Source organism: Psychrobacillus faecigallinarum (assembly GCF_014836595.1).
GTDB classification, from domain to species: Bacteria; Bacillota; Bacilli; order Bacillales_A; family Planococcaceae; genus Psychrobacillus; species Psychrobacillus faecigallinarum.
On record NZ_JACSQO010000001.1, the window covers coordinates 409,760 to 431,301 of the forward strand.

Below are 21,542 nucleotides of genomic sequence, written 5' to 3' on the forward strand. Positions count from 1 at the left end.
TTAATTTATCCATTGCTTTTTCTCGAGGCATTTTCTTTATCATGGCCTCTATCAATCGTTTTACTTCTTCTTTTTGTTTATTATCTCATGTTTAACAACTCGACTCTATTTTCATACAAAAACATCCACATTCATCCAAATGTATTAAATGCGATTTAGTTTCAAATTGTTCTTTTTAGATCAATCCAGGTTATTCTTCCTCTTAGAAAAATGAACTTTCATTTTTTTCCTGTCTTGACTTCGATATCTACATTTCATTAAATGGCAATTTGAATATGTTCTTGAATTTATATCAAGGTCCCAATGATCCAACGTGGATTTAGGTATTTTCTTTTGATTATCAACATATTTAAAAATAAGGTTCAAATGTTCCAGCATCATCATCCATACTTGCTAAAATACTTTTCTCGGTTGCCATAATTTCATTATCCAACGCTTGGATTTGAGCCATAATTTGGTCAATTTTGGACTCATTTGTATCAATCTTCGTTTCAGTTTCTTTAATATTTGTTTGAATAGAACATTTCTTTACTTGAATGTTTTGCTGTTCTTTTTAAGGTCATTCAATGAATAGAGCACTTGGTGTGTTAAATAAAAGCGCTCTAGATACTTCCACTGCAAATATGCGCAGCACCCATTTCGACTCAAATGAAGTTGCCAAAATACATAGGCATACAAAAAAAGGATTTTGAAAACAATCCTCAATTTTGGAAGAATCTCGTTTGTCCTTAAGATATGAACCTAGTTGAAAGTCATATAGAAAAGCTATTATTAGGTATGGCATCTGATGCTGAGTACAAAATTAACCGATTAGATGGGTTCAAGATAGCATCAATATTGTAAAAAAACAAACAAGGAAAAGTTGAATTAACTCTTGGTATATTACCGCAATTCATTTTGATTGGAATGTTTTTTAGTGTCCGTTTGAATCCGTCAAAGGCTGAATATTAAATTGATAATCAATCTTAATTTCCATCTTCTCGAAAAGTTTAATCCATTTTTTTTCATCCATTGGTTTTGAGAATGGTTTTAATGTATGAATGCCTAGCTGTAGTGGATCCACATTCAATTCTTGCATCTTTTTTAATAGTTCTTGTGTTTGTCTTTCAAGATTGGATTGAATATCTTTTTTCAAATCTTCTAAATCCTTTGGGTCAAATAATTGCTTTTCTCCCCGGTATTCTTCAATTCTTGAGTCTACATTAACTGTATAGGTCATTTTAGACAAGCTTTTATTGATATCCACTTTCGTTTTAGACCTAACATGACCTAGAACAACTTCTATTTCTGGGATCGGTAAAACCGCTAAGTAGTGATCATTGTTTAACAGCTGGAAGATACGATCATCAAAAGTTGTTATTATTTCAGCTAGTTTATCATTTTGAAACAGGGCTGTACCTTCATAGATGATAGCGTCATTTTCTATTTTGAATACAGGTAAGAAAGGATCTGAATAAGGAGTATATAACAAATTTTTAAATTCATGTAGATTAATGACACTTAATTCTCCCTGATTTTTTTCCTCATAGTGCTTCAGCATTCGGTAAAAAGAGTAATCAAGATTTTCTTGTTGGTCTAATTGATTTTCCAAGTATTCTTCAAAATTTCCTTTTACGATAACTAAATAGATTCTCAAAGAAATATCCGGATCATTCAATAACACATTAATAACGGACATAATCCCCTCTTTTCCGAGGTCTTCATTAATTATCAGCATTCGCATTTGCCCGGATTTCATTTCCTGGTAGAAGTTAAAATTAAAATCCATTAATCCCTCCTTTATTAAGCTTACTTCTTGCGTCATTACACTCTTTTTTTCTTTGCTTAGAGGGGGCAATATCGTACTGATTTTTATTTTCCCTTCATCCCCTTTACTAAGTGATAAAAATGTGACTGGAGCAAGCTCTTCAATAATGTTATTTTCAGTAAAAGGAGCACATCCAGTTAACCATAATGCAAAAAATATAATTGAAAATTTTTTAGCCATTTTCTTTCGTAGTCTCATGTTTATTAACCCCCTTTATCTTCATCGCTACGATAATAATTGGAACCACTAAATAACTTAAGCTCCCTGCTAAAATTTGAAGATTAAGTAAAATAACCTGCTTTTCATCTGACTTCCAAATCCATTCATTCACAAGAATCATTCCAATTAAAATAATGAATACACTGAATAAAAAGCCTACTCGACTGGGTGGTTTATCCACTTTTCCATTAGCTATTTTAGATGCTCCATAAAACAACAGAAGAAAAATTGAGCTCGCAAAGACGATGTTAAATAATTCCAAAGAAAGCATGACCATATCAATGCGTTCAATTACTGGATTTTGAAAATAACGGGCCATAGTGACAATTGGAAATGGACTTTTGCTTAAATAATTGGAACCGAAATAGAATAAGGAAGCCATATATAAGGATACATACTCTATAACGGTTAAAGCATTCCCATATGACAAATAACGAAATGTCTTATTATTTGTTTTAAACCATGATCCCAAAAATACCAGAAATTCAGGCCCGGAAAATGAAGACAAAATCAATAATATTCCTTTCCAGGAATCCCCACTTAATTCCATTGGAATAATTGGATACAAATCACTGAGTTGAGCTATTGGAGGAAAGAAGAAAAAAGCAAAGAAAAAGAACATCCAAAATGTGCACAAAAATGAAATTACGACAAAACGGATAGTTTTTTCAATGCCCTTCCATGCTACATACAAACAAGACAACAGAATAAAAAAGATAAGCCAATTTGAATCTGTAGCTGGAAACATAAATATTTGTACCATTTCCGTGAATCCTAACATAATCACGAAAAGTTTAAGCAGGATAAAGAACAAACCGAAGAATGAGAGGAGACGAACAAGTTTTTTTCCGAATAATTGGACAAATCCGTTGTAACCGGCACTAGAAAATCGGGTTAAAAACCATTTGGATAAAAGAAGAATGTTTAGTTGAGACAATATGCCGACCACTATAATTACCCAAATCATATATGAATGGATTAAAAACCTTGGCATAATCAAAAAAAAGTAAAGCATTTGGAGGCGATTTACCATCAACATGATATAGAACCCATTGTAGGTTTCATTCTTATTAAATAATTGAAGGGCTTCCATCAGTTCATCTCCTAGTTTGATATCTCTTCATTTTCAGCGGTTTAAGATGTTCTGGACGCTTCTTCATTTTGACTAAAGGCCCTCGAATGAATAAGTCAAGCCAATCTTTCCCGTAGAAAGGAGCAACAGGAGATAAATATGGCTGCTTGAGTGAAGACAAACCATTAAGGTGGGCTAAAATGATAATCATTGCCAGAACAATCCCTACTATCCCAAGAAACGAAGAAAAAATAAGAAGAATGAATTGAATCAATGAATTCGCCTTTGTCACAAGGTAATTAGGAACAAGAAAGGATCCGATAGTTGAAATACCTACCATGACAATCAACACCTTACTTGCCAAACCAGCCTCAACTGCTGCTTGACCAATTACTATGCCCCCAATAACCCCAAGTGTTTGACCAGTCTTTGTTGGCATCCTTAAGCTTGCTTCTTTTATAATTTCAATAAAAATCAACATGATAAATGCTTCCCAAAAAGGAGTGAAAGGAAGTTTGCTCCTTGACTCCACCAAGACGAAAAGTGTTTGTAAAGGAATCATTTGATAGTGATGAGTTGTTAATGCCACGTAGAATGGGATTAATGTGATAGACAGAATAAAACTTACATATCGGATTATGCGTAAAAAACTGGCAACTACCCATCGATTAATATAATCCTCTGGTGATTGGAACAAATGAAAAATAGTAATTGGAGCAACGAGAGCAAAAGGTGTATTATCTACCAGAATCGTAATTTTTCCTAATCCCAGTGAATAAGCAACAACATCAGGTCGGTCAGTTTGCTGAAACTGAGGGAAAATACTGTCTTGATGTTCCTCAATGAATGCCGCTACTTGAGAAGAATCAAAGAAGAGATCATAACTAATTTCCGAAATCTTCTTTTTGGCGATTGAAACAAATTCTGGATTGGTCAGCCCTTCTATGTACAATAAGACCACATTTGTCTCACTTAAAGAACCAACGGTGAACTTCTCTGTTTTCAGATCATGTGTTGGAAGACGTCTACGAATGAGCGTAATATTTTGTTCTAGCTGTTCACTGAAGCTGTCTTTTGCTCCTAAAAGGATGGTTTCAGTATCAGATGGTTCAATTGCACGTCCAAGTGGATTTTTTAAAGGGATAGCGAACCAAAGGTTTGACGAATTGTCAAATAACAAGACTGATCCTTTAAACAGTTGCTTTTTTGCCTCTTTAAACGTGGAAATGGAGTTTATTTTTGAGTGAACATTGTATTCCTGAATGGATTGTTTGGAAAAGTTTGATAAAGGTTTTACAATGCTTTCATTTAATCTTTCTTGGTCAATCAGGGTTCTTACGTAGATAAGATTAACATTTTGATTTTCAGAAATGTTGATTTCCAAAAATTCCGCATCATCCATTTGAACCAGGGCTTTTTTTAGAGCTTCTATTGATAATTCTGATTCTGCGTTTGATTGAGAAACAGACTTATTTTCATTTGATTGTTTTTTCCAAAACATGTACATCCCTCACCTCTATATGTTTTTGGAAGAACGGTAAAATTCCATATTAATCCCATTGTTAGCTTTTTAAGTTTAAAATATACGAAACTAAATTTATAAGATGCAGAGGCACATCTTTAACCACTCAAGAAATCAACGGCGATCCATAAAATAAATGGAAGGACAAAATTTAAATTTGCTCACTATATTCGTGTCATTCCTGTTTTCTCTTTAAATTTCACCTCATATTTTGCATTCCATTCCTCTATTGTCATTACGCATATTTTTATCCAGCTTTTTTTCTTTCTCAGACTGTCTCCTAATAACTTGAAGGAGTCCCTTGCATTGAGGAAATTTATCAATTTTTTTCTCAAATCTTGCTTGAATATCTAATCTTTGATAAATCTTAGTCTTTGTTACCCTAACTAGAGGAATCTTTATCGTTTCCCTAATGATCAATTTTTCTTGACACTCTATTAGCTGGTTTAGTTTAAGTACAATATTTCACAAACTTTCTTTTGGTAAAAGAAAAAGAGGGAATTCACCCCATAATCCATTCATATAAAAAATATCCGCCTGTACCTATTAAAAAGTATTTAAGGAAAATCAAAAGTTTACTTGGCTTATCGTAATTTGCAAGTAACATAACTAATCCAAATAGAACCCCAAATCCAAGTGATTTAAATAAAAGTATCATTTTAACCATCCTTAAACAAAAGTTAATGTGAATATAAATTTCAGATAACAGTATTTTTTAAAAAGTAATCTGCCCCTTTAGTTGCATATCTGGGATCAACTTAATGTTTTGACATAAAAATAGACCATCTAAAAGATAGCCATATTTTGCTAAAGCACCCGTTACTTTAAGTACATCTTTTCACAATCTTTTAGGTATTTAAAATGAAGAACCCAGGAAGTAGGGTTCTTTTAATACGTCTCTATTTTAAGTCTTTTATTTTTACCAATTCTTATTCTATTCCACTCATTATATTAAACATCCCATCGAATTCTCGCACCGCATGAACGAAGGATTTCAAACGCTACTTTTTTGCTGTTCCTGTGAGGTTCCTAACGAAACAGCAAACATTTCACCCCCCTGTGAAAAGCTAGTAGATTCTTATTACACATTACTTAAGAATTTTATTTCAATGTAACTTTTAGGATACCCCTTTATTTTGGTGAATTAAAAGATAAAATTATTTATAGAAATGAATCCTGACAGAACAGAGCATTTAAAGACAGGTATTTAATGTGAAATAATTTTACTATTTAATTAAGGAGGAAATAGCATGTCAGCTTGGTTAGAATCGTTACAAAAAGCAATTAACTATATCGAAGAAAATTTATTAGAAGAAATTTCGATAGAGGACATTGCAAATGAAGTAAACTCTTCTGCATTCAATTTTCAACGAACATTTGGATTATTAACAGAGATCTCAGTAGGTGAATATATTCGGCGGAGAAGATTGACTTTGGCGGCAGATGAGTTAAAAAGAACAGACTGTAAGGTTATCGACCTTGCATTTAAGTACGGCTATGATTCTCCCGAGGCTTTTTCAAAAGCCTTTAGGCGTCAGCATGAGGTTTCACCAAGTGACGCTAGGAAAAATATTGGCAAAATCAAATCATATAGCCGCCTCGTAATAGAGGTGAGATTGAAAGGGGCAGAACCAATGAAATATCAAATCGTAGAACGTGAAGGCTTCCAAGCAATAGGTGTAAAGAAAGAATTTTTACTTGAGAATGAGGGCAATTTAATCGGAATTCCTAAAATGTGGGATGAATTAAATGGTGATGGCACTACTAACAAGCTAGCACAAATTAATAATGGACAAATTAAAGGAGTTCTTGGTATTTGTGTTGCAAAACCTAATGAGAAAATTGACTATTGGGTTGCTACAGAATATGCAGGTGACGTTAAAGAAGGATTTGAAGTAATCGAACTTCCAGCTTCTAAATGGGGTGTTTTTGAAGTACATGGTCCAATGCCTGATGCAATGACAAAAGTTTGGAAACAAATTTTTTCTGAATGGTTCCCTGCTAACGGATATCAACATGCAGGTACTCCAGAGTTCGAAATGTATACAGAAGATGATCCATTCAGTCCAGATTGCTATTCAGAAATTTGGGTTCCATTAAAATAATTTGAAATAGATGTCCCATTAGTCGACGCCAAAACGACTAGTGGGATTTTTGAATGGAGGCTAGATATCCTTTCCGAGACTTAACGGAGTGTTATCAGAGACCAAACCAGGCAAGGAGGCTTTATCTTTGAGTAAACTAATATTTATATAAGCACGGTGTATCTGCTGGTTTTGAATAAAGATTGATTAAAACACAGCTACAAATGTTGATTCTAATAGTAAATTATAGCCCCTATTTTGAACAAAGATTGATTATTTCGGTAAGCGAATATTTAACGAAGCACCCGTTAGCCATCCATGTAGCGCAAAATCAGCGCTACACCACAGAGGATGAAAATGTTTATAGAACGGGTATAGGATACTACGGCTGGGAAAGGAAGGTCGATCAACTATGGTGCCATAGAGCCCATCCGTTAGTCTGACTACAACGACCACGGTGCATCACAGACTGTCGCTCCCTTACGGGAAGCACTCATGGGAGATTAATCCTACTCTGGTTATTGCACCAGCCTTCAATACTATTTGCCGTAGAAAGGATGATTACAATGGAAGTAATCATTGATCGTGCATGTAGAATGGATGTCCATAAAGACTCCATTACTGCTTGTATTATTACGCCTTTCTTATTGAACTAAAGGGGAAGATTAGTTTAATAAGAAGTATTGAAGCTAGGATTAATACCTAAAGTAAATTGAAGGACAGATAATGGAGAGGCTTTACTCCTTCTTGAAGTAAAGCACCTCGTAAGTTGAATAAAGAATTGTTAACTTTGATGAAAACTTGTTTCATCGGGAATTAAACTTTTGATTAATGCAACATCACTTTTTAATGCATTAGGTACAAAGAATTCCGTCCCCCAGTGCCCCGAATGAAACGCAGACACCATATCCTTGTCTAAATTAACAGTGAACCACTTGAACTCTCCTATTTTATTTAAATAGTTATTCAATAAATAATCTGAAAGGGGAGCCTGTTTTTGACACCTAAATATAGTGAGATTTTCTCCCTTAACGATCTCTTGTTCATTTTTACAGAGAGATTTAATCTCTGAAATAGTTTCAATCTCTTCGTTCCAACAATGAATTTCAATTGTATTTGAACATGTTAAAAAGTGTTCGAATAATACTGTCCAATAATCGTAATTTCCGTTTAATGGCTTTGGAAAAGTTGATTCATCATCCGTGTAGGTTGGTATATTGAAAGCTAAATTATATTGCATACTATTCCTACCTCACATGCCGTTTTGTAACTAACCACTAATGATAATTCAATAAGAAAAAAGAATTGCCTAAGCAACAAACATTTTTAACTAAAGCATTCGTTAGTTTAATAAGAATCCTCAAAATTGGCATTATATATGTTTATGAAAATGATCTTTCATAATTTTTCCAAATTTGCAAGTCCTGATTAAACAACCTGCACCTTTAGTTGAATATCATTAATGGCCGTTTACTGATAGCCCTGTTCCTATAAAGCACACCGTTAGTTGAACAATAACCCTAATTTTTGGGAATCATTTTCAACAATTTTTCGCCACGCTGTTTATAAGCCTCAATGTGTTCTCTAAATATTTCTTCATTATTAGTTTCTAAGATTTTAGTTGTATTTCTTACGAAGTTCCAATTTATGCAGCCAGATAACCATATTAGTGAAGATAGACGGCCAATATCATTTTTACAAAGAAAATCATTTATTTTTTAACCATTTATAAAGGCATTTGCAACAATTGGAGACATCTCAGTTGAAGCTATTCCATTTGTTCGGGAATACTATTTGATTAGCCAAGCTAACCCCTCAATCCTATCGCTGTAGCCTATAGACTCAAAGTCAACAATTCCTTTTATTTTTTTACTTTTATCCCAGATAATATTAAGTGGATTTAAATCTGATTGTATTATAAAGTCATAATGCTTCGTTCTTGCATTTTCTATATGATATTCGGTTGTTTCAAGATATTCATCGAACATTTTTAAATTTTTTAATGAAATGTAAGTTGATTTTAATTTATTTCGAAGATTATCAACAAATTGGGAATAACCAACAAGTTGAGATTTCTTCGGGAAAACAGAACTTTTACTTTTATATAAACTGGAAATATCGTGAATTTTTCTTGCCATTTTACCAAATTCCTCTGCAATGTACTCATCACAATGAGTTAAATGTTGGCCTTCAATCCATTCAAAAAGTATAAAACGATAAATTCCATTTTCCCATTCAATAGTAGTAAAAGGTATATCTTCTAAAGCGGGTAGTAACTGCATAAACGGAATTTGATTATTTACAAGGAATCGACAAAAGCTTGTTTGGAGGTCACTATTCCAACTTCCTTTGTGTAACTCTTTTTCAATGAATAATGATTCGTTTCCTAATGAGTAAGGTTCAAGTGCTTTTTTTAATAATTGGTACAATTTTTATTTCCCCTTAGAGTTACTTCTTTTAACTATAGAAATAAGGCTGTTTTACTTGTTCAATTAAATTGCTGCGTTCGTTCAATTAGGAGTAATGATTTTAATTTAATGGATCCTGTATTAATATGGGGAGAAGGTGCTATTTCTTCTTCTTTTAAATATCGTTAGTGCTACTCGTATTGAGCGCGATAGTCTGTAGTGCACCGTCGCTGTTGGAGTCAGGCTATTGAATTGTTGTATGCAAGTATCTTCCGGTTCAAAATCTTAGCCCAAGAAGCTAAACTATTTACATTCAAGGATAAAAAAAGCCACATTTAGAAAAAGACGTCTCCAAATGTGACCTTTAAATTTAATAATAATTCATATATGACTTGTTTATGTCCTCTATCGGAACTGGACGACTGAAAAAGAAACCTTGGGCCTTTTGACAGTTGGCTGCTTTTAGTATTTCCACTTGAGTATCCTTTTCTACTCCTTCAGCTATTACTTCCATACCAAGGCTATGAGCGAGACGAATAATTGTAGTTGCGATTGCAGCACTCTTTTCATCTGTTTCCATATCCTTTATAAATGACTGGTCAATTTTAATAATGTCAATTGGATATTTTCTTAAATAGCTAAGAGAAGAGTAACCCGTCCCAAAATCATCAATTGAAATTACCACCCCTATGTCCTTTAATTCCTTAAGAATAGTGAAGGTATCCTGCAGATCAGTCATCGCACTTTCTGTAATTTCAACTTCTAACGATGAAGGCAATAAATTATACTTATTTATCTTTTCTCTAATTTTTGAGGCAAAGTTATCTTGCTTAAATTGCTGTGGAGAAATATTCATAGCGATTCTAACCATTCGGTAGCCCTTATCTTGCCAAAGCTTTAATTGGCTACAAACCTCTTCCAATACCCAATCTCCCAATTTGAAAATGATTCCTGACTTTTCAGCTATTGGTATGAAGTGCATAGGCGATACATATCCAAATTTTCTATTGTTCCAGCGTAACAAAGCCTCGAATGAATTAATCTCCCCAGTTAATAGATTAACTTGCGGCTGATAATGAATAGATAGCTCTTCCTTTTCAATTGCTCTTCTTAAATGCGACTCCATCAAGGCCTCGTTTGGAAAAGATAGATTCATTTGCTCCTGAAAATATCGATAATGGGCTCTTCCTCTATCTTTAGCTACATATAAAGCTTGATCTGCCTTTAATAAAAGTTCATCTTGTTTCTGTCCATCATACGGGAACATTGAAATTCCAATAGAAGCTGTACCGAAGTATTCTTGATGATCTAGATAAATAGGCTTGGCAAGCTCTGTTAATATGCTTTCTGCAAACTGGCTAGTTTCATCCTTCGTTTTACCTTTTAACAAAAAGACAAACTCATCTCCGCTTTGTCTATAAAGGTTACTCGATTTATCAATATAAAGGCTTAACCGGTCAGCAATTTTTTTTAAAAGCTCATCTCCAGAAGTGTATCCCAAAGATTCATTAATCAATTTAAACCGATCCAGATCTATTCGAATAATAGAGATTTCACTATTTGTTTTAGAAGCTTGCTTGATATTTTCACTTAGGTGCTCCTTCAATGCACGTCTATTCCATAAACCAGTTAAGTGATCATGGTATACAAGATAAAATAATTGGTCTTGTTCCTCGGAATCACTAATTGTATTACGAAGCACTAAATGTAAACCTTTAACCGTACCACCACTAATGATTGGTATTGCTTTTAAATAAGTGGAGATGAAATGTCCTTTTTCATGCTGAATTAAGCAATTTTGCATTTCTGTAGAATAACCACTCATTGTCTGTTTAATAATAAGCTGAAAGTTTCTTAGAGATTCCTCACTGATATATTGCTCAATCGGCTGATGCAAAAGAGTTTTCTCTTCGTAGCCGAAAACCTTTAAAATAATTTTATTGGCGTATTGAATAATACCCACTTGGTCAATAATAAGAACTGTATCTATATTATTCTCAATAAGAGAAATGTATTTATCTGTAATCTTTGAGGAATCATTTATAGGAAGTTGATTTGTTTTATCGTACATCATCATTCCATATATATCTTTCTCTTCAATAGCTATTATAGAGATATCAAAAGTGTATCGTTTATCATTTAACAACAATTCATAATTGCTATTAACATTTTGTTGTTCATCTTTAATACTTGTAAATAGTGGTAACAGTTGAGACAATAATTCCTCACTAAAAGTGTTGTTTTTTATATGTGCCTCTCCCCAAAAATTGGTTGCCGCTTTATTTGTATAAATAATCGTATAGGTACTGTTTTTGTTTTTTTTAAATAGGCAGGTTAGTAGGTTTTGCTGTTCATGAATCATATCTACTAAGTAATTATTCTTCTTAAGCTGTTCGTTATTGTTCATGTAATCCTCCAGTTGCCTCATATTAAGACATATCACTAAATCCACACATTATACTATATTATATCGTCAGATAATTACATCTCTTAACGTAGCGGTTACAAAATATTTTCATATAGTATTTTTTGATTAGTGTACACAATTTTTGTATAAGTTGGTATGATAGTATATAAGAGAGAAAGATAAAAAGAAAGGAGTGAACTATTTATGATTTCTGAATCAGACAAGCAATTGGCTACTGCTATATATACTGTTAATAGGCATGCAAAAACCGCTTTAGACAATAAACCACTTTATGAACTGAAAAGGCTAGCTATCAAAAAAATGATTAAAGAAAAAAGAGCAAGTAAAATTGGACTCCATTTTGTTAGAAACCCTAAAAATAGCCAACAGCAATCCTCCGTTTTAGTACAGTGCGCAGATTATTACTTCCATATTCTACCGGTAAAAGAAGATTTCAAAACTTTACAGCATCTTGGTCACTTAGATGATACTTATAGAAACCCTATCAGGAAAATGAATTTAAAAACGGCAAAACAACTATTAACCGATTATATAGGGCCTCCCCAAGCTACTACAAGAAAGTCCACTAATCACTCTACATCTTGCACCGCTAAGTTTACGCGTGTATCCAACAAGCGTCCAAGCTCGATGAAATCTTATTTAGATAGATGAATTGTTTTTGTCAAGAGGACAGGCCTTTTAAGGGCTAGCATCTATTAAAGAACGCTTATGTAATCTCATAACTAAAATACTGTTATGAAATTACAGTAGGTTACTTAACGTACTAAAAGAAATTAAGAAAGGCTACCAATTCATTACGAATTGATAGCCTTTTTTTTAGAAATATTACTCATAAAATATATTGATCAATTTTGAGAACAAGTTCTGTTATTTCTGGCTTACTTACTTGATCTTCTGCTCCAACTTGATCTCCTTTGTGACGCAAGTCGTCGGTGATCAAACTAGAAAAAATAACGACAGGAAGCTTTGATAAATTATTATTTCCTTTAATCATCTTTGTTAATGCATGACCGTCCATTTGCGGCATTTCAATATCAGTGACTACCATTTGGACATGCTCTGAGACATCAGGAGATATTTTTTCTAAACTCTCAAGATAGTTTAGTGCATCCTTTCCATTCTCAAAGAATTCTAAATTAACATAACCCGCCTCATTAAGGGTGTCATGAAGTAATTTTCTTAATAGAGGGGAATCTTCAGCAATTACAATTTTTTTGTTGGAGCGCTCCCGTTTACCCATTTTTTTCACGGAATCCACACTTATACCTGATTCGGGATTGATGTCCATGATAATTCTTTCAAAGTCCAGCAATAAGAGCATCTCTTCTTCTCTTTTGATGACTCCGATAACATGAGATGTTCCTCCCTGATAAAGGTCAGATGGTTTTTCGATCTGGTTCCATGAGATACGATGAATCTGTGTAACATTATCAACATGAAACACTACTTTTTGTTTATTGAACTCGGCCACCACATATTTTTCTTGCTCGGTATTGGATACTATAGGAAGACCTAAGACTTTCCCCACCTGGATAACTGGTAATACCTCTCCACGTAATTGAATGATTCCTTCCACATGAGGATGTGCATGTGGGATAAAGGTTACTGGTATAGGCTGAATAATTTCCTTTACTTTTATAACATTAATACCAAATCTATTTGAACCAACTTGAAATTCAACAATTTCTAACTCGTTTGTACCGCTCTCTAGTAATATTCCTTTGTGGTCGTTCACAAAACTCTTCCTTTCTATGTCCTTCGATTAATTCGATTGTATCATACAAAGGTAAAATATTACTATATTATTCATAGAACTTTATCAGTGCTTGAGTACCTTTATTTTCATAACCCTCTGCTAAAAGTTCCTCATACATCGACTTAGCCAGCTCCAGACCTGGCAATGTTAAATTCATTCTTTCCGATTCTTCTAAAGCTATCTTCATATCTTTAATAAAGTGTTTAATATAAAAACCAGGATTCAAATCGCCACCGATTATTCGAGGAGCCAAATTACTCAAAGACCATGATCCTGCAGCACCGGTAGTAATAGAACGTAGTACTTGTTCTAAGTCTAAACCAGCTTTCTTACCATATGCAAGAGCTTCACAAACACCAATCATATTAGAAGCAATAGTTATTTGGTTGCACATTTTAGTATGTTGACCTGCACCTGCTGTTCCTTGATACAGAATAGTCTCTCCAAAAAGCTCTAACACTGGCAATATAGAATCCAAGGTTTGCTTTTCTCCCCCACACATGATGGAAAGCTTACCTAACTGAGCCCCTATATCTCCTCCCGATACTGGCGCATCTATGGAGTTCATTTCAAGTTCCTTCGCTTTGTCATAAATCTTCTTTGCTAACGTAGGGGTAGAGGTTGTAAGATCAACAACCGTTAAACCTTGATTTTCAATAGAAAAAACTCCATCATCTCCAAAATATACTTCTTCTACATCATGGGGATAGCCAACCATTGTAAACAAATACTGTGTATATCTAGCAACTTCACTTGGTTTCGAAGCCCAAGTTGCCCCTAAAGAAATCAGTTCGTCTGCTTTTTCTTTTGTACGTGTATAAACAATCACATTATGTCCTGCTTTCAACAAATGCTTTACTATACTTTTCCCCATCACACCAGTACCAATAAATCCGATATTCAATCGTTCAGACATTTCACATTCCTCCATTAACTATGTATTAAATATAGTGTATCAAAAAAAATAGTTCTGTATATTTCATTAGAATGTTTATTTTTCGAAAAAATATAAAAAAAGAGGGCCATCCTATAGATGGCCCTTAAAAAGGGGGAAATGAGAATGTTGCTGTGTTCTTTATTAATATGCCCCATTCACAATAATTTAAACCTCTTTGTGTAAAAAAAGTTTTTTTATTTTTTCTATTTCTTGCACATATAATTCTGCCTTATCTTTTTTGACCGTATGGCCACCATATCTTACTTCTTCGTATATAAAAAAGAACTCATCTTTTGCAAGCCATTGCATTCTTTGAAACCATTCCCTCACGGTTTCACTCTTCTCTCTCTCAAAGCCAAAAGAATTAGCCTCTTTTTCAAAACTCAAATATAATTCTCTTAAAAAAGAAGACTCTACTCTATATAAAGTATTTTCAGAAGATGATTCTTCTTGAAGCGGGACAACTAACTCCTCATTTTTATATATAATATCATTACTTGCCTTTTCTGTTGACTGCTCTATTTTTTTACTAATCAAATAAGCAATAACACCAAAAATAGCTAACCCTATCACTCCCAAAACAATCCATTCAAAATTGAATGTATAAGAGGAGGCTTCCTGTGTATTTGGAAGAAGATCTTCCATCATGGCTCCATTTGCTCCAACGTCCTTCTGCTCTTCCTCCGTTGGCTTTTTTGTTATTCCACTTAAAAACTTCTCTAGAACATTTAGAAGAGGCATTAAAGGAATCATTACTACAGCCAATATTCCTTGGAAAACCCAGTTAAATAGTGTCCGGATTGGAGGGGTGAGAAAATACGTAAACAGAGTTAAGAGAAATATACCTATTATTCCTATCATATAAAAAAGTGAGACCTTTAAAAATGATTCATTTTTTTGTTTATGGGATGTTCTCCGTACATTAAATAATCGAGCCCCTGCAAAAAATATGACTCCACCTATAAATACACTATACAAAGGGAGTTTATAATCTTCAATAGCTAATAGATAACATAAGAAATGAACCGAGAGAAATGTTGCAAAAAATACTAATGAATATGGTGAATCACTATTTGGGTCAGATTGTATCAAATTATATCTAGCATGTAAGCTCCAAGCACTTATTAATACACTTATAACATATAACCATATTGGAATACCGAACAATAATAACACAGTTAATAAAACAGGCGGCAGACCTATTGCTACTAAAATATTTGGCCCAGATTTAGAAAAAATGTAATTGGCAACAAACACCGTTATGAACTGTAGAATAATCCATAAAAGAGGCGTGCTAACAATTGCCTCGTTTAATAATATGACAAATATAATTGCGAAAATCCACATATCCTGAAGGTATTTTTCAAATGACACTATTTGAATTTTATGCGTAGGGTTTGAATTATTAATCATAATTTTCTCCCTCGTATTCCAAAAGATAGTTAACACTCGTTTTTTGTTCCCAAGTCCTTAAAATTGGTTGATACTTCTCCATCTGTTGGGACAGGATATATGCAGACATCGGTAACTCCTCATGGGCTTCTATATATCTAATTATATTTTCAAAAGGAACAGTGATATTACTAGTTGATAAAATGGAAAGCCACTCTAACGCTTGTACTCTATGTGTATCTCCTGAACCTATTGGAATATAAATAAACGGCCTCTTTCCAGATGATCGAATATTGATACCAAAAGCAAATGGGACATTTGCTTTGTAGCAAGCCTCTATATGAGAAGCAAGCCACTCTATCTTTTTTTCAAAATCATGGACCATTCTATACCCATCTGCAAGATTCACCAAAAACAATACAGACACATTAGCAACTTTGGTAAATACTTTTGTTTGAAGTTGCTGGGTTTTAGCACTTGCTTTCCAATGAATATGATTAAATTGATCTCCTGGCTCGTAATCTCTCGTTCCAACAGGAAAGTAGGGATCAATAAACAAAGAAGAATTTAATTCCAACTCCCCTGACTTTAAACGTGAAGGATAAAATTCTTCTTTTATTGTATAAATAGTTGGATATACAATTGCATCCATTAATATGTATGGTTCATAATTCAAAATAATTGACCCTTCAGTCAATGGATGCGGAATATTAACTTCAATTCCTTTTATCCTAGAAAGTCCTCTTCGTATACCTACTACAGGAATTTGAACTGTGACTGATTTTTTGTATCCAATTGAAAAAGGAACATTTACTTCATAAAAACCTGAGGCAGAGTTATAATCTGCATCGAATGGAGCAATACAATCCTGAAATGTTAATACTATGGCACCGTTCCAAATTGGTAAACCATTGTTCTGAAAAGACAATTCCAAAAAAGCAGTAGTCCCTTTCATTAAACGAACCCTTTTTTTGTCATTTACAAACACTAGTCCATTTCCAACCTTCCGAAAATAATACAACTGGAAAAGTACAAGAAATAACGGAAACGAAATAATAACAAGAAGTAATGTTTGTTTAAAAAAGAAACATGCTACAGCACATATTAATAATATCTCTACATATTTTTTTGTATATTTAAAACTTAAATCTTGCCGTTTCCAAATCATTGAATTTTCGCCTCAACAGGCACTTCTATTTCTCTAATCAATTCACTCATAATTTCTTGTAAATCATGAATGAGCATACCTTGTGAAGAAAGCCTTAATCGATGAAGACAAACTGGATCTATGATGTTCTTAATATCATCAGGAATAACATAATCTCTACCATTTAAAAAGGCGTACGCTTTAGCAGCCTGTAACATTGCCAAAGAAGCTCGACTACTTAATCCCAGTTCTATGTATGGGTGTTTCCTTGAACTTTGGACTATTTGCACAATATAAGTATATATATCATCATGCACTTTAATATTATTTACTTGCTTTGACCATTCTTCTATTTGTTGCAAAGTTACAACTTGTTTTGTTTTCACTTCTCCAGGTGTTTTACCAAATTGTTTAAGAATATCATTTTCTTCCTTCATAGTTGGATAACCAATGTTAAGCTTAAAAAGAAAACGATCTAACTGAGCAGCTGGTAACGGAAAAGTTCCTTGTTGAGACTCTATTGGATTTTGTGTTGCTAAAACCATAAAAGGATATGGTAGCTTAATAGTTTCTCCATCAATTGAGACTTGCTTTTCTTCCATAGCCTCTAAGAGGCTAGATTGAGTTCTGGGAGTCGCACGATTGATCTCATCTGCAAGTAAAATATTGCTCATCACTGGCCCCACCCGTAATACGAATTCTTGTTGCTTCGGGTGAAAATAACTGATTCCTGTTACATCTGTGGGAAGTACATCTGGTGTAAATTGTATTCTTTTAAACACCCCTTGAATAGCTTCGGCAAATGACTTGGCCATCATTGTTTTACCAGAACCCGGAACACTTTCCAACAATACGTGACCTTGAACTAATAACCCTATTAACATAAAATCAAGTTCTCTTTCTCTACCAATGATTGAACTATTCAACTCTTTTTTTAGTTTGATTAAAGCTGCGTCCATTTCTAATCTCTCCCCAAATACTATTCAAGCTGTTCAGAAGTACTATGCTGCTTTACTTGAGAATGAAATTCATTCAGTAAATGATCAAGTTCTTCACTTAGGCGAATAGTTTCTCTATTAGTTACACCATTTTCTATAGCAGATTGAATCATCTTTTCTCTTGTAGTCTCTAGCCTATTTAAAATAGATTCCATCATGAGAGAACTCCCCTTTTTGCAAAATGTATATTTTCCTCATTTTACTTACAGTTAAACCTTTAGAAATCAGAATATACCGACTATTTTAGGTAGGTTAATGCACGAACACATTAACTTCTAGGATTATTGAGATAAGTATATATTATATTCCCACCTTGCATAGCGTTGCCACTAAAGTGTTTAAAATCCTCTCTTCTAACAAGTACTTCCCTAAAATTTAAAAAATCTTCTTTGGATACTTGAATGCTTTCTATTTCTCCTCGTTTTAACATATCAAGTTGTTCATCTATCGGATGCATAATGTTTCTCCTTTTGTCTAAGAAATGTATAGTTTCAAAACTTTTGATAAAAATACTTTACGTACCTCTTTTTTTAAGGCAAACTGTATTATATTATGTTCTTAAAGGGGATGGGACAATCTATGAAAATCGCTGAAGTCGGCAACATTATTGAGTTTAAAGATGGTCTTCAAGGTATAGTAGAAAAAGTAAATGAAAACTCTGTAATAGTTGATTTAACTTATATGGAGAACTTCAACGAGCTTGAACTAGAAGAAAAAACGGTAATCAATCATAAGCGTTATAAAATATTATATAGTAATGAAGATTAAACGTCATGCCGTTCCTCTTCGTAAGAAGAACGGTTTTTTTCTAAGTAGCAAGCAATTCTTTTTACTATACTGTCATGATTATCAATAAATTTCATTGTTGTGACTATGGTAAGGATGTGCTTTTATGAATAACCGCAAACTCTTTTTAGGATTAATAATATCCTTATTGCTGGCTTTTGTTTTTTGCTGGCTAACTTTTTCAAATGAAAAAGTATTTTGGTACTTTTATTCTTTTACAACTCTATTTTTAACAGCTGGTGCTTTCTATTTTTCAAAAATAGAAGATCAACTGAGAACGTTTAGTTACTTATTTTGGGGTATAGTATATGGTGTAGCAACTTATTTATTATTTGTTTTAGGTTATCAGCTATTAGATTTTCTACCATCTAAAACTACCAAAGAAGTTTCTAACTTTTTAGGAACCTTTGCACCTACTGCTTTGTGGCATTACATTTTATTATTCTTCATCATTATTCCCGGTGAAGAACTATTCTGGAGAGGTTTTATCCAAGTAGCCCTTAAAAATTGGCTTTCCCCTACTAACGCTATAATTATAAGCTCCATCTTGTACGGAGCAGTCTTTATTGCAAGTGGCTTTTACATTGGTGTACTCGCCGCTATTATAATGGGAGTAATTTTTGGCCTACTCTATGAAAAGAAAAAAAGTATGCCACTAAATATTGTAACTCATATTGTGTTACTATTACTTTTATTCCTGGTGCTACCAATAATATGAAACGTTGCAATTAATACCGTTACTTAAAAGGGAGCTGTTCATATGAAGAAAATTTTCTCTATTTTATCTATTTTGTTATTAACATTTCTAATTGCTGCTTGTGGCGCGTCAGATGAAGAAGCAACGCCTAACGATAACAATAGCCCGTCCGAAGATACTACTAGCAATGGGGCTACTGAAAACGAGCAAGAGAAAGATTCTACCGAAGTTTCAGGAACTACTGTAAAAAGTGAAAACCAAGAATACTCTATTACAATATTAGATGGCTACGAACTAACAGCCGAAGAACCTAATAAGGACTTGTTATTCAACAAAGATAATGATGTTCAATCTATGCGAATCGAAGTCTATAATGCTTCTGAGGTCAATATGGCTGATATAACAAATAATTTAGTAGAAATTTTAAAAGCTTCCACTTCTGAAGGCAAGGTAGATGAGATAACAGAAGCTAACCTTATTCCTTCAGGTAAACTTCTAGAAGATGTCAAAGCTTATGAAGCAGAAGGCACTGAGAACAAAGTATATGGCTACACATTTTTACAAGACGGCTTAGGCGTGAGATTGACGATCTTTGATACGAACGAATCTCCAGCTTTAGAGGATTTTGTTAAAATGGCAGAAACAATTAAAATCGATTAAAATAAAAACTTCGGGCCGTGCAAAGGCTCGAAGTTTTTTTTAGGATAAATTTTTAATCGATAAACCTAATTTTTTTAGCAGCTCAATAGCCTCTAATTTTTCCTCTTCTGACAAGGCATTCATTAATTGAATAAGCTGTTGCTCATGTCGGGGGAAAAGTTCGTTCATAAACTCTGTTCCTGCTTCTGTTATTTCCGCATAGGTAACTCGTCGATCCGTATCACTCGACACTCTCTTGATGAAGCCTCTTCCCTCCAGTTTATCCACCACATAAGTAATGGAACCACTAGCAAGCAAAATTTTATTGCCTATCTGTTGTAAAGGTTGTTTTCCTTTATGAAACAAAAGCTCTAAAACTGCAAATTCAGTTGGATTTAGTCCATTCTCTTGAAAAAAATGATTGGTACATTCATGTATTACTTTATGTGCTCGGGAAAGTACTATAAATAATTTTAAAGCACTACTCGCTGAATCATTTGTCATTGTCGTCATCCTCACCTATATTAAAAATTACATTACCAATTATTATATAGGGCAGACTAATAGATTGTCAAAATAGCTCAGCAGGTTCCGTGCAATGGAAGCAGAAAATTAAAGGTTGTACCTATTCCTACATTGCTCTCTACTTCTATTTTCCCTCCATGAGCTTCAATAACTTCATAGGAATGGGAAAGCCCAAGTCCTGTTCCTGCAGATTTAGTAGTAAAAAAAGGCTTGAAAATGTTTTCTATATCCTGTTTTTCTATCCCACTACCCTGATCCACAACTTTAACGCTAATTGTACAATTAGAATATAATGATATTCTAATCTCTATATTACCACTTTTTTCCATAGATTCAATAGCATTTTTAATCGCATTTATAAAAACTTGTTTTAATAAGTTTCTATTCCCAAAAACCTTATTATTGGGATAAATTTCATTAATTATATTAATCTCAATTGCTTTCATAAGAGATTGAGGGGACATGAAGCCAGCTACTTCTGTTATAAGTTGATCTACTTCAAAGTATGTGTATTCATTGTTGCACGGCTTGGATACTTGCAAGAATTCGGTTAATATATCTTCCATTCTGTTAATCTCGTGATCGATGACATCTAAATATCTCTTACCGTCATCCGTAGCTGTTTTGAGTAGTAATTGGGTGAACCCCTTTAAGGAAGTCATGGGATTTCGTATCTCGTGGGCTATACTAGCAGCAAGTTGTCCGAGAGTACTTAGCGATTCGTTATGATCGAGCCTTTTCTTCATAAACATTTTTTCAGATTCATCATGTATTTCCATAAGAAAGATATTGGAATCACTTTGTTTGGATACAATAGAATGTAGATACTTGTAGTCACCCATATACGTTTGAAGCTCACAAAAGAATTCTGCTTGTCCATTAGTCGATAAATCTTGTAGAAAAGTTTTCTTTATCTCTCCTTTAAGAGATAGCATATTCAAAAGAGCTTTGGAACTCATCTTCAATAATTCGGTGCGGTCCAGCCCCAACACTTTTTCTATATAAGGATTAGCATCTATAATTTTACCTTCTTCACTTATAAATATTAATCCACTCGAAAAGAGTTGAAAAACCTGTTCAAATCTTTGCTTGTATTCGTATTCTGCTAACATTACCTCACCCTGC

At 33.6% G+C, this 21,542-nt stretch carries 20 protein-coding genes and 1 pseudogene; 5 read left to right on the forward strand and 16 right to left on the reverse strand.

Translation table 11 applies throughout. The features are described 5' to 3' along the window. Window positions 1-913: 913 nt before the first annotated feature. From H9650_RS02120 to H9650_RS02135, 4 genes are all read right to left on the reverse strand, one after another. Entirely contained in the window at window positions 914-2,005 is a 1,092-nt protein-coding gene (locus H9650_RS02120; RefSeq protein WP_191696443.1) for a Ger(x)C family spore germination protein, read from the reverse strand. Then, complete coding sequence (locus tag H9650_RS02125) at window positions 1,980-3,119, reverse strand: GerAB/ArcD/ProY family transporter (RefSeq protein WP_144537830.1); 1,140 nt, start codon at window positions 3,117-3,119, stop codon at window positions 1,980-1,982. Before H9650_RS02125 ends, H9650_RS02120 begins: the two co-directional genes overlap by 26 nt. A 4-nt stretch (window positions 3,120-3,123) precedes the next feature. Beyond that, window positions 3,124-4,599 carry a spore germination protein gene (locus H9650_RS02130; protein ID WP_191696444.1) on the reverse strand — a complete coding sequence of 492 codons (1,476 nt, stop codon included), beginning with the start codon at window positions 4,597-4,599 and terminating at the stop codon, window positions 3,124-3,126. Window positions 4,600-5,122: 523 nt separating this feature from the next. Further along, on the reverse strand, window positions 5,123-5,278 hold the full coding sequence (locus H9650_RS02135; RefSeq protein ID WP_191696445.1) for a hypothetical protein: 156 nt from the start codon (window positions 5,276-5,278) through the stop codon (window positions 5,123-5,125). A gap of 592 nt (window positions 5,279-5,870) precedes the next feature. Between H9650_RS02135 and H9650_RS02140 the strand changes: the two genes are divergently transcribed. Continuing rightward, the gene (locus H9650_RS02140; RefSeq protein WP_191696446.1) at window positions 5,871-6,725 is read left to right on the forward strand and encodes an AraC family transcriptional regulator; all 855 of its coding nucleotides are present in this window, start codon (window positions 5,871-5,873) and stop codon (window positions 6,723-6,725) included. A 763-nt stretch (window positions 6,726-7,488) separates the two neighbouring features. On the opposite strand, the gene H9650_RS02145 is transcribed toward H9650_RS02140, so the two are convergent. From H9650_RS02145 to H9650_RS02155, 3 genes and pseudogenes are all read right to left on the reverse strand, one after another. Continuing rightward, window positions 7,489-7,944, reverse strand: a complete 456-nt coding sequence (locus tag H9650_RS02145; RefSeq protein WP_151110723.1) for a hypothetical protein — start codon at window positions 7,942-7,944, stop codon at window positions 7,489-7,491. A gap of 280 nt (window positions 7,945-8,224) precedes the next feature. Beyond that, window positions 8,225-9,133: pseudogene (locus H9650_RS02150) on the reverse strand (aminoglycoside phosphotransferase family protein). A 349-nt stretch (window positions 9,134-9,482) separates the two neighbouring features. Beyond that, window positions 9,483-11,519 carry an EAL domain-containing protein gene (locus tag H9650_RS02155; protein WP_191696447.1) on the reverse strand — a complete coding sequence of 679 codons (2,037 nt, stop codon included), beginning with the start codon at window positions 11,517-11,519 and terminating at the stop codon, window positions 9,483-9,485. A 204-nt stretch (window positions 11,520-11,723) separates the two neighbouring features. Between H9650_RS02155 and H9650_RS02160 the strand changes: the two genes are divergently transcribed. Continuing rightward, on the forward strand, window positions 11,724-12,191 hold the full coding sequence (locus H9650_RS02160; RefSeq protein ID WP_144537818.1) for a YkyB family protein: 468 nt from the start codon (window positions 11,724-11,726) through the stop codon (window positions 12,189-12,191). A 178-nt stretch (window positions 12,192-12,369) separates the two neighbouring features. Here the strand turns inward: H9650_RS02160 and H9650_RS02165 are convergent, their stop codons facing one another. The 7 genes from H9650_RS02165 to H9650_RS02195 form a co-directional block, all read right to left on the reverse strand. Next, window positions 12,370-13,275 (reverse strand): chemotaxis protein, encoded by a 906-nt coding sequence (locus H9650_RS02165; RefSeq protein ID WP_154311229.1) that lies wholly within the window; start codon window positions 13,273-13,275, stop codon window positions 12,370-12,372. A 67-nt stretch (window positions 13,276-13,342) separates the two neighbouring features. Beyond that, a complete protein-coding gene (locus H9650_RS02170) occupies window positions 13,343-14,212 on the reverse strand; it encodes an NAD(P)-dependent oxidoreductase (RefSeq protein ID WP_191696448.1) in 870 nt (289 codons plus the stop codon). 186 nt (window positions 14,213-14,398) lie between these two features. Then, window positions 14,399-15,646: a DUF4129 domain-containing protein gene (locus tag H9650_RS02175; RefSeq protein WP_191696449.1), complete on the reverse strand. Its 1,248-nt coding sequence runs from the start codon at window positions 15,644-15,646 to the stop codon at window positions 14,399-14,401. Then, entirely contained in the window at window positions 15,639-16,793 is a 1,155-nt protein-coding gene (locus H9650_RS02180) for a DUF58 domain-containing protein (protein ID WP_191696450.1), read from the reverse strand. Before H9650_RS02180 ends, H9650_RS02175 begins: the two co-directional genes overlap by 8 nt. Then, a complete protein-coding gene (locus tag H9650_RS02185; RefSeq protein WP_144537808.1) occupies window positions 16,790-17,731 on the reverse strand; it encodes an AAA family ATPase in 942 nt (313 codons plus the stop codon). Before H9650_RS02185 ends, H9650_RS02180 begins: the two co-directional genes overlap by 4 nt. Window positions 17,732-17,751: 20 nt before the next feature. After that, entirely contained in the window at window positions 17,752-17,928 is a 177-nt protein-coding gene (locus H9650_RS02190; protein WP_144537806.1) for an aspartyl-phosphate phosphatase Spo0E family protein, read from the reverse strand. A gap of 110 nt (window positions 17,929-18,038) precedes the next feature. Beyond that, window positions 18,039-18,227 (reverse strand): hypothetical protein, encoded by a 189-nt coding sequence (locus H9650_RS02195; protein WP_144537804.1) that lies wholly within the window; start codon window positions 18,225-18,227, stop codon window positions 18,039-18,041. Window positions 18,228-18,349: 122 nt separating this feature from the next. Between H9650_RS02195 and H9650_RS02200 the strand changes: the two genes are divergently transcribed. From H9650_RS02200 to H9650_RS02210, 3 genes are all read left to right on the forward strand, one after another. After that, window positions 18,350-18,538, forward strand: coding sequence for a YkvS family protein (locus H9650_RS02200; protein ID WP_144537802.1), 189 nt, complete (start codon window positions 18,350-18,352; stop codon window positions 18,536-18,538). Between the two features lie 124 nt (window positions 18,539-18,662). Further along, window positions 18,663-19,274 (forward strand): CPBP family intramembrane glutamic endopeptidase, encoded by a 612-nt coding sequence (locus tag H9650_RS02205; protein ID WP_144537800.1) that lies wholly within the window; start codon window positions 18,663-18,665, stop codon window positions 19,272-19,274. Between the two features lie 42 nt (window positions 19,275-19,316). Then, on the forward strand, window positions 19,317-19,913 hold the full coding sequence (locus H9650_RS02210) for an LptM family lipoprotein (protein WP_191696451.1): 597 nt from the start codon (window positions 19,317-19,319) through the stop codon (window positions 19,911-19,913). A 39-nt stretch (window positions 19,914-19,952) separates the two neighbouring features. Here H9650_RS02210 and H9650_RS02215 read toward each other — a convergent pair whose 3' ends face one another. After that, window positions 19,953-20,396 carry a MarR family winged helix-turn-helix transcriptional regulator gene (locus H9650_RS02215; protein WP_144537796.1) on the reverse strand — a complete coding sequence of 148 codons (444 nt, stop codon included), beginning with the start codon at window positions 20,394-20,396 and terminating at the stop codon, window positions 19,953-19,955. Window positions 20,397-20,473: 77 nt separating this feature from the next. Then, window positions 20,474-21,529, reverse strand: a complete 1,056-nt coding sequence (locus H9650_RS02220) for an ATP-binding protein (protein ID WP_186318117.1) — start codon at window positions 21,527-21,529, stop codon at window positions 20,474-20,476. Window positions 21,530-21,542: the final 13 nt, after the last annotated feature.

Bases quoted from the DNA above. Each gene is read 5' to 3' on its own strand.
- H9650_RS02120 (WP_191696443.1), bottom strand. From the start codon at position 2,005: ATGAGACTACGAAAGAAAATGGCTAAAAAATTTTCAATTATATTTTTT.
- H9650_RS02125 (WP_144537830.1), bottom strand. From the start codon at position 3,119: ATGGAAGCCCTTCAATTATTTAATAAGAATGAAACCTACAATGGGTTC.
- H9650_RS02130 (WP_191696444.1), bottom strand. From the start codon at position 4,599: ATGTTTTGGAAAAAACAATCAAATGAAAATAAGTCTGTTTCTCAATCA.
- H9650_RS02135 (WP_191696445.1), bottom strand. From the start codon at position 5,278: ATGATACTTTTATTTAAATCACTTGGATTTGGGGTTCTATTTGGATTA.
- H9650_RS02140 (WP_191696446.1), top strand. From the start codon at position 5,871: ATGTCAGCTTGGTTAGAATCGTTACAAAAAGCAATTAACTATATCGAA.
- H9650_RS02145 (WP_151110723.1), bottom strand. From the start codon at position 7,944: ATGCAATATAATTTAGCTTTCAATATACCAACCTACACGGATGATGAA.
- H9650_RS02155 (WP_191696447.1), bottom strand. From the start codon at position 11,519: ATGAACAATAACGAACAGCTTAAGAAGAATAATTACTTAGTAGATATG.
- H9650_RS02160 (WP_144537818.1), top strand. From the start codon at position 11,724: ATGATTTCTGAATCAGACAAGCAATTGGCTACTGCTATATATACTGTT.
- H9650_RS02170 (WP_191696448.1), bottom strand. From the start codon at position 14,212: ATGTCTGAACGATTGAATATCGGATTTATTGGTACTGGTGTGATGGGG.
- H9650_RS02175 (WP_191696449.1), bottom strand. From the start codon at position 15,646: ATGATTAATAATTCAAACCCTACGCATAAAATTCAAATAGTGTCATTT.
- H9650_RS02180 (WP_191696450.1), bottom strand. From the start codon at position 16,793: ATGATTTGGAAACGGCAAGATTTAAGTTTTAAATATACAAAAAAATAT.
- H9650_RS02185 (WP_144537808.1), bottom strand. From the start codon at position 17,731: ATGGACGCAGCTTTAATCAAACTAAAAAAAGAGTTGAATAGTTCAATC.
- H9650_RS02190 (WP_144537806.1), bottom strand. From the start codon at position 17,928: ATGATGGAATCTATTTTAAATAGGCTAGAGACTACAAGAGAAAAGATG.
- H9650_RS02195 (WP_144537804.1), bottom strand. From the start codon at position 18,227: ATGCATCCGATAGATGAACAACTTGATATGTTAAAACGAGGAGAAATA.
- H9650_RS02200 (WP_144537802.1), top strand. From the start codon at position 18,350: ATGAAAATCGCTGAAGTCGGCAACATTATTGAGTTTAAAGATGGTCTT.
- H9650_RS02205 (WP_144537800.1), top strand. From the start codon at position 18,663: ATGAATAACCGCAAACTCTTTTTAGGATTAATAATATCCTTATTGCTG.
- H9650_RS02210 (WP_191696451.1), top strand. From the start codon at position 19,317: ATGAAGAAAATTTTCTCTATTTTATCTATTTTGTTATTAACATTTCTA.
- H9650_RS02215 (WP_144537796.1), bottom strand. From the start codon at position 20,396: ATGACAAATGATTCAGCGAGTAGTGCTTTAAAATTATTTATAGTACTT.
- H9650_RS02220 (WP_186318117.1), bottom strand. From the start codon at position 21,529: ATGTTAGCAGAATACGAATACAAGCAAAGATTTGAACAGGTTTTTCAA.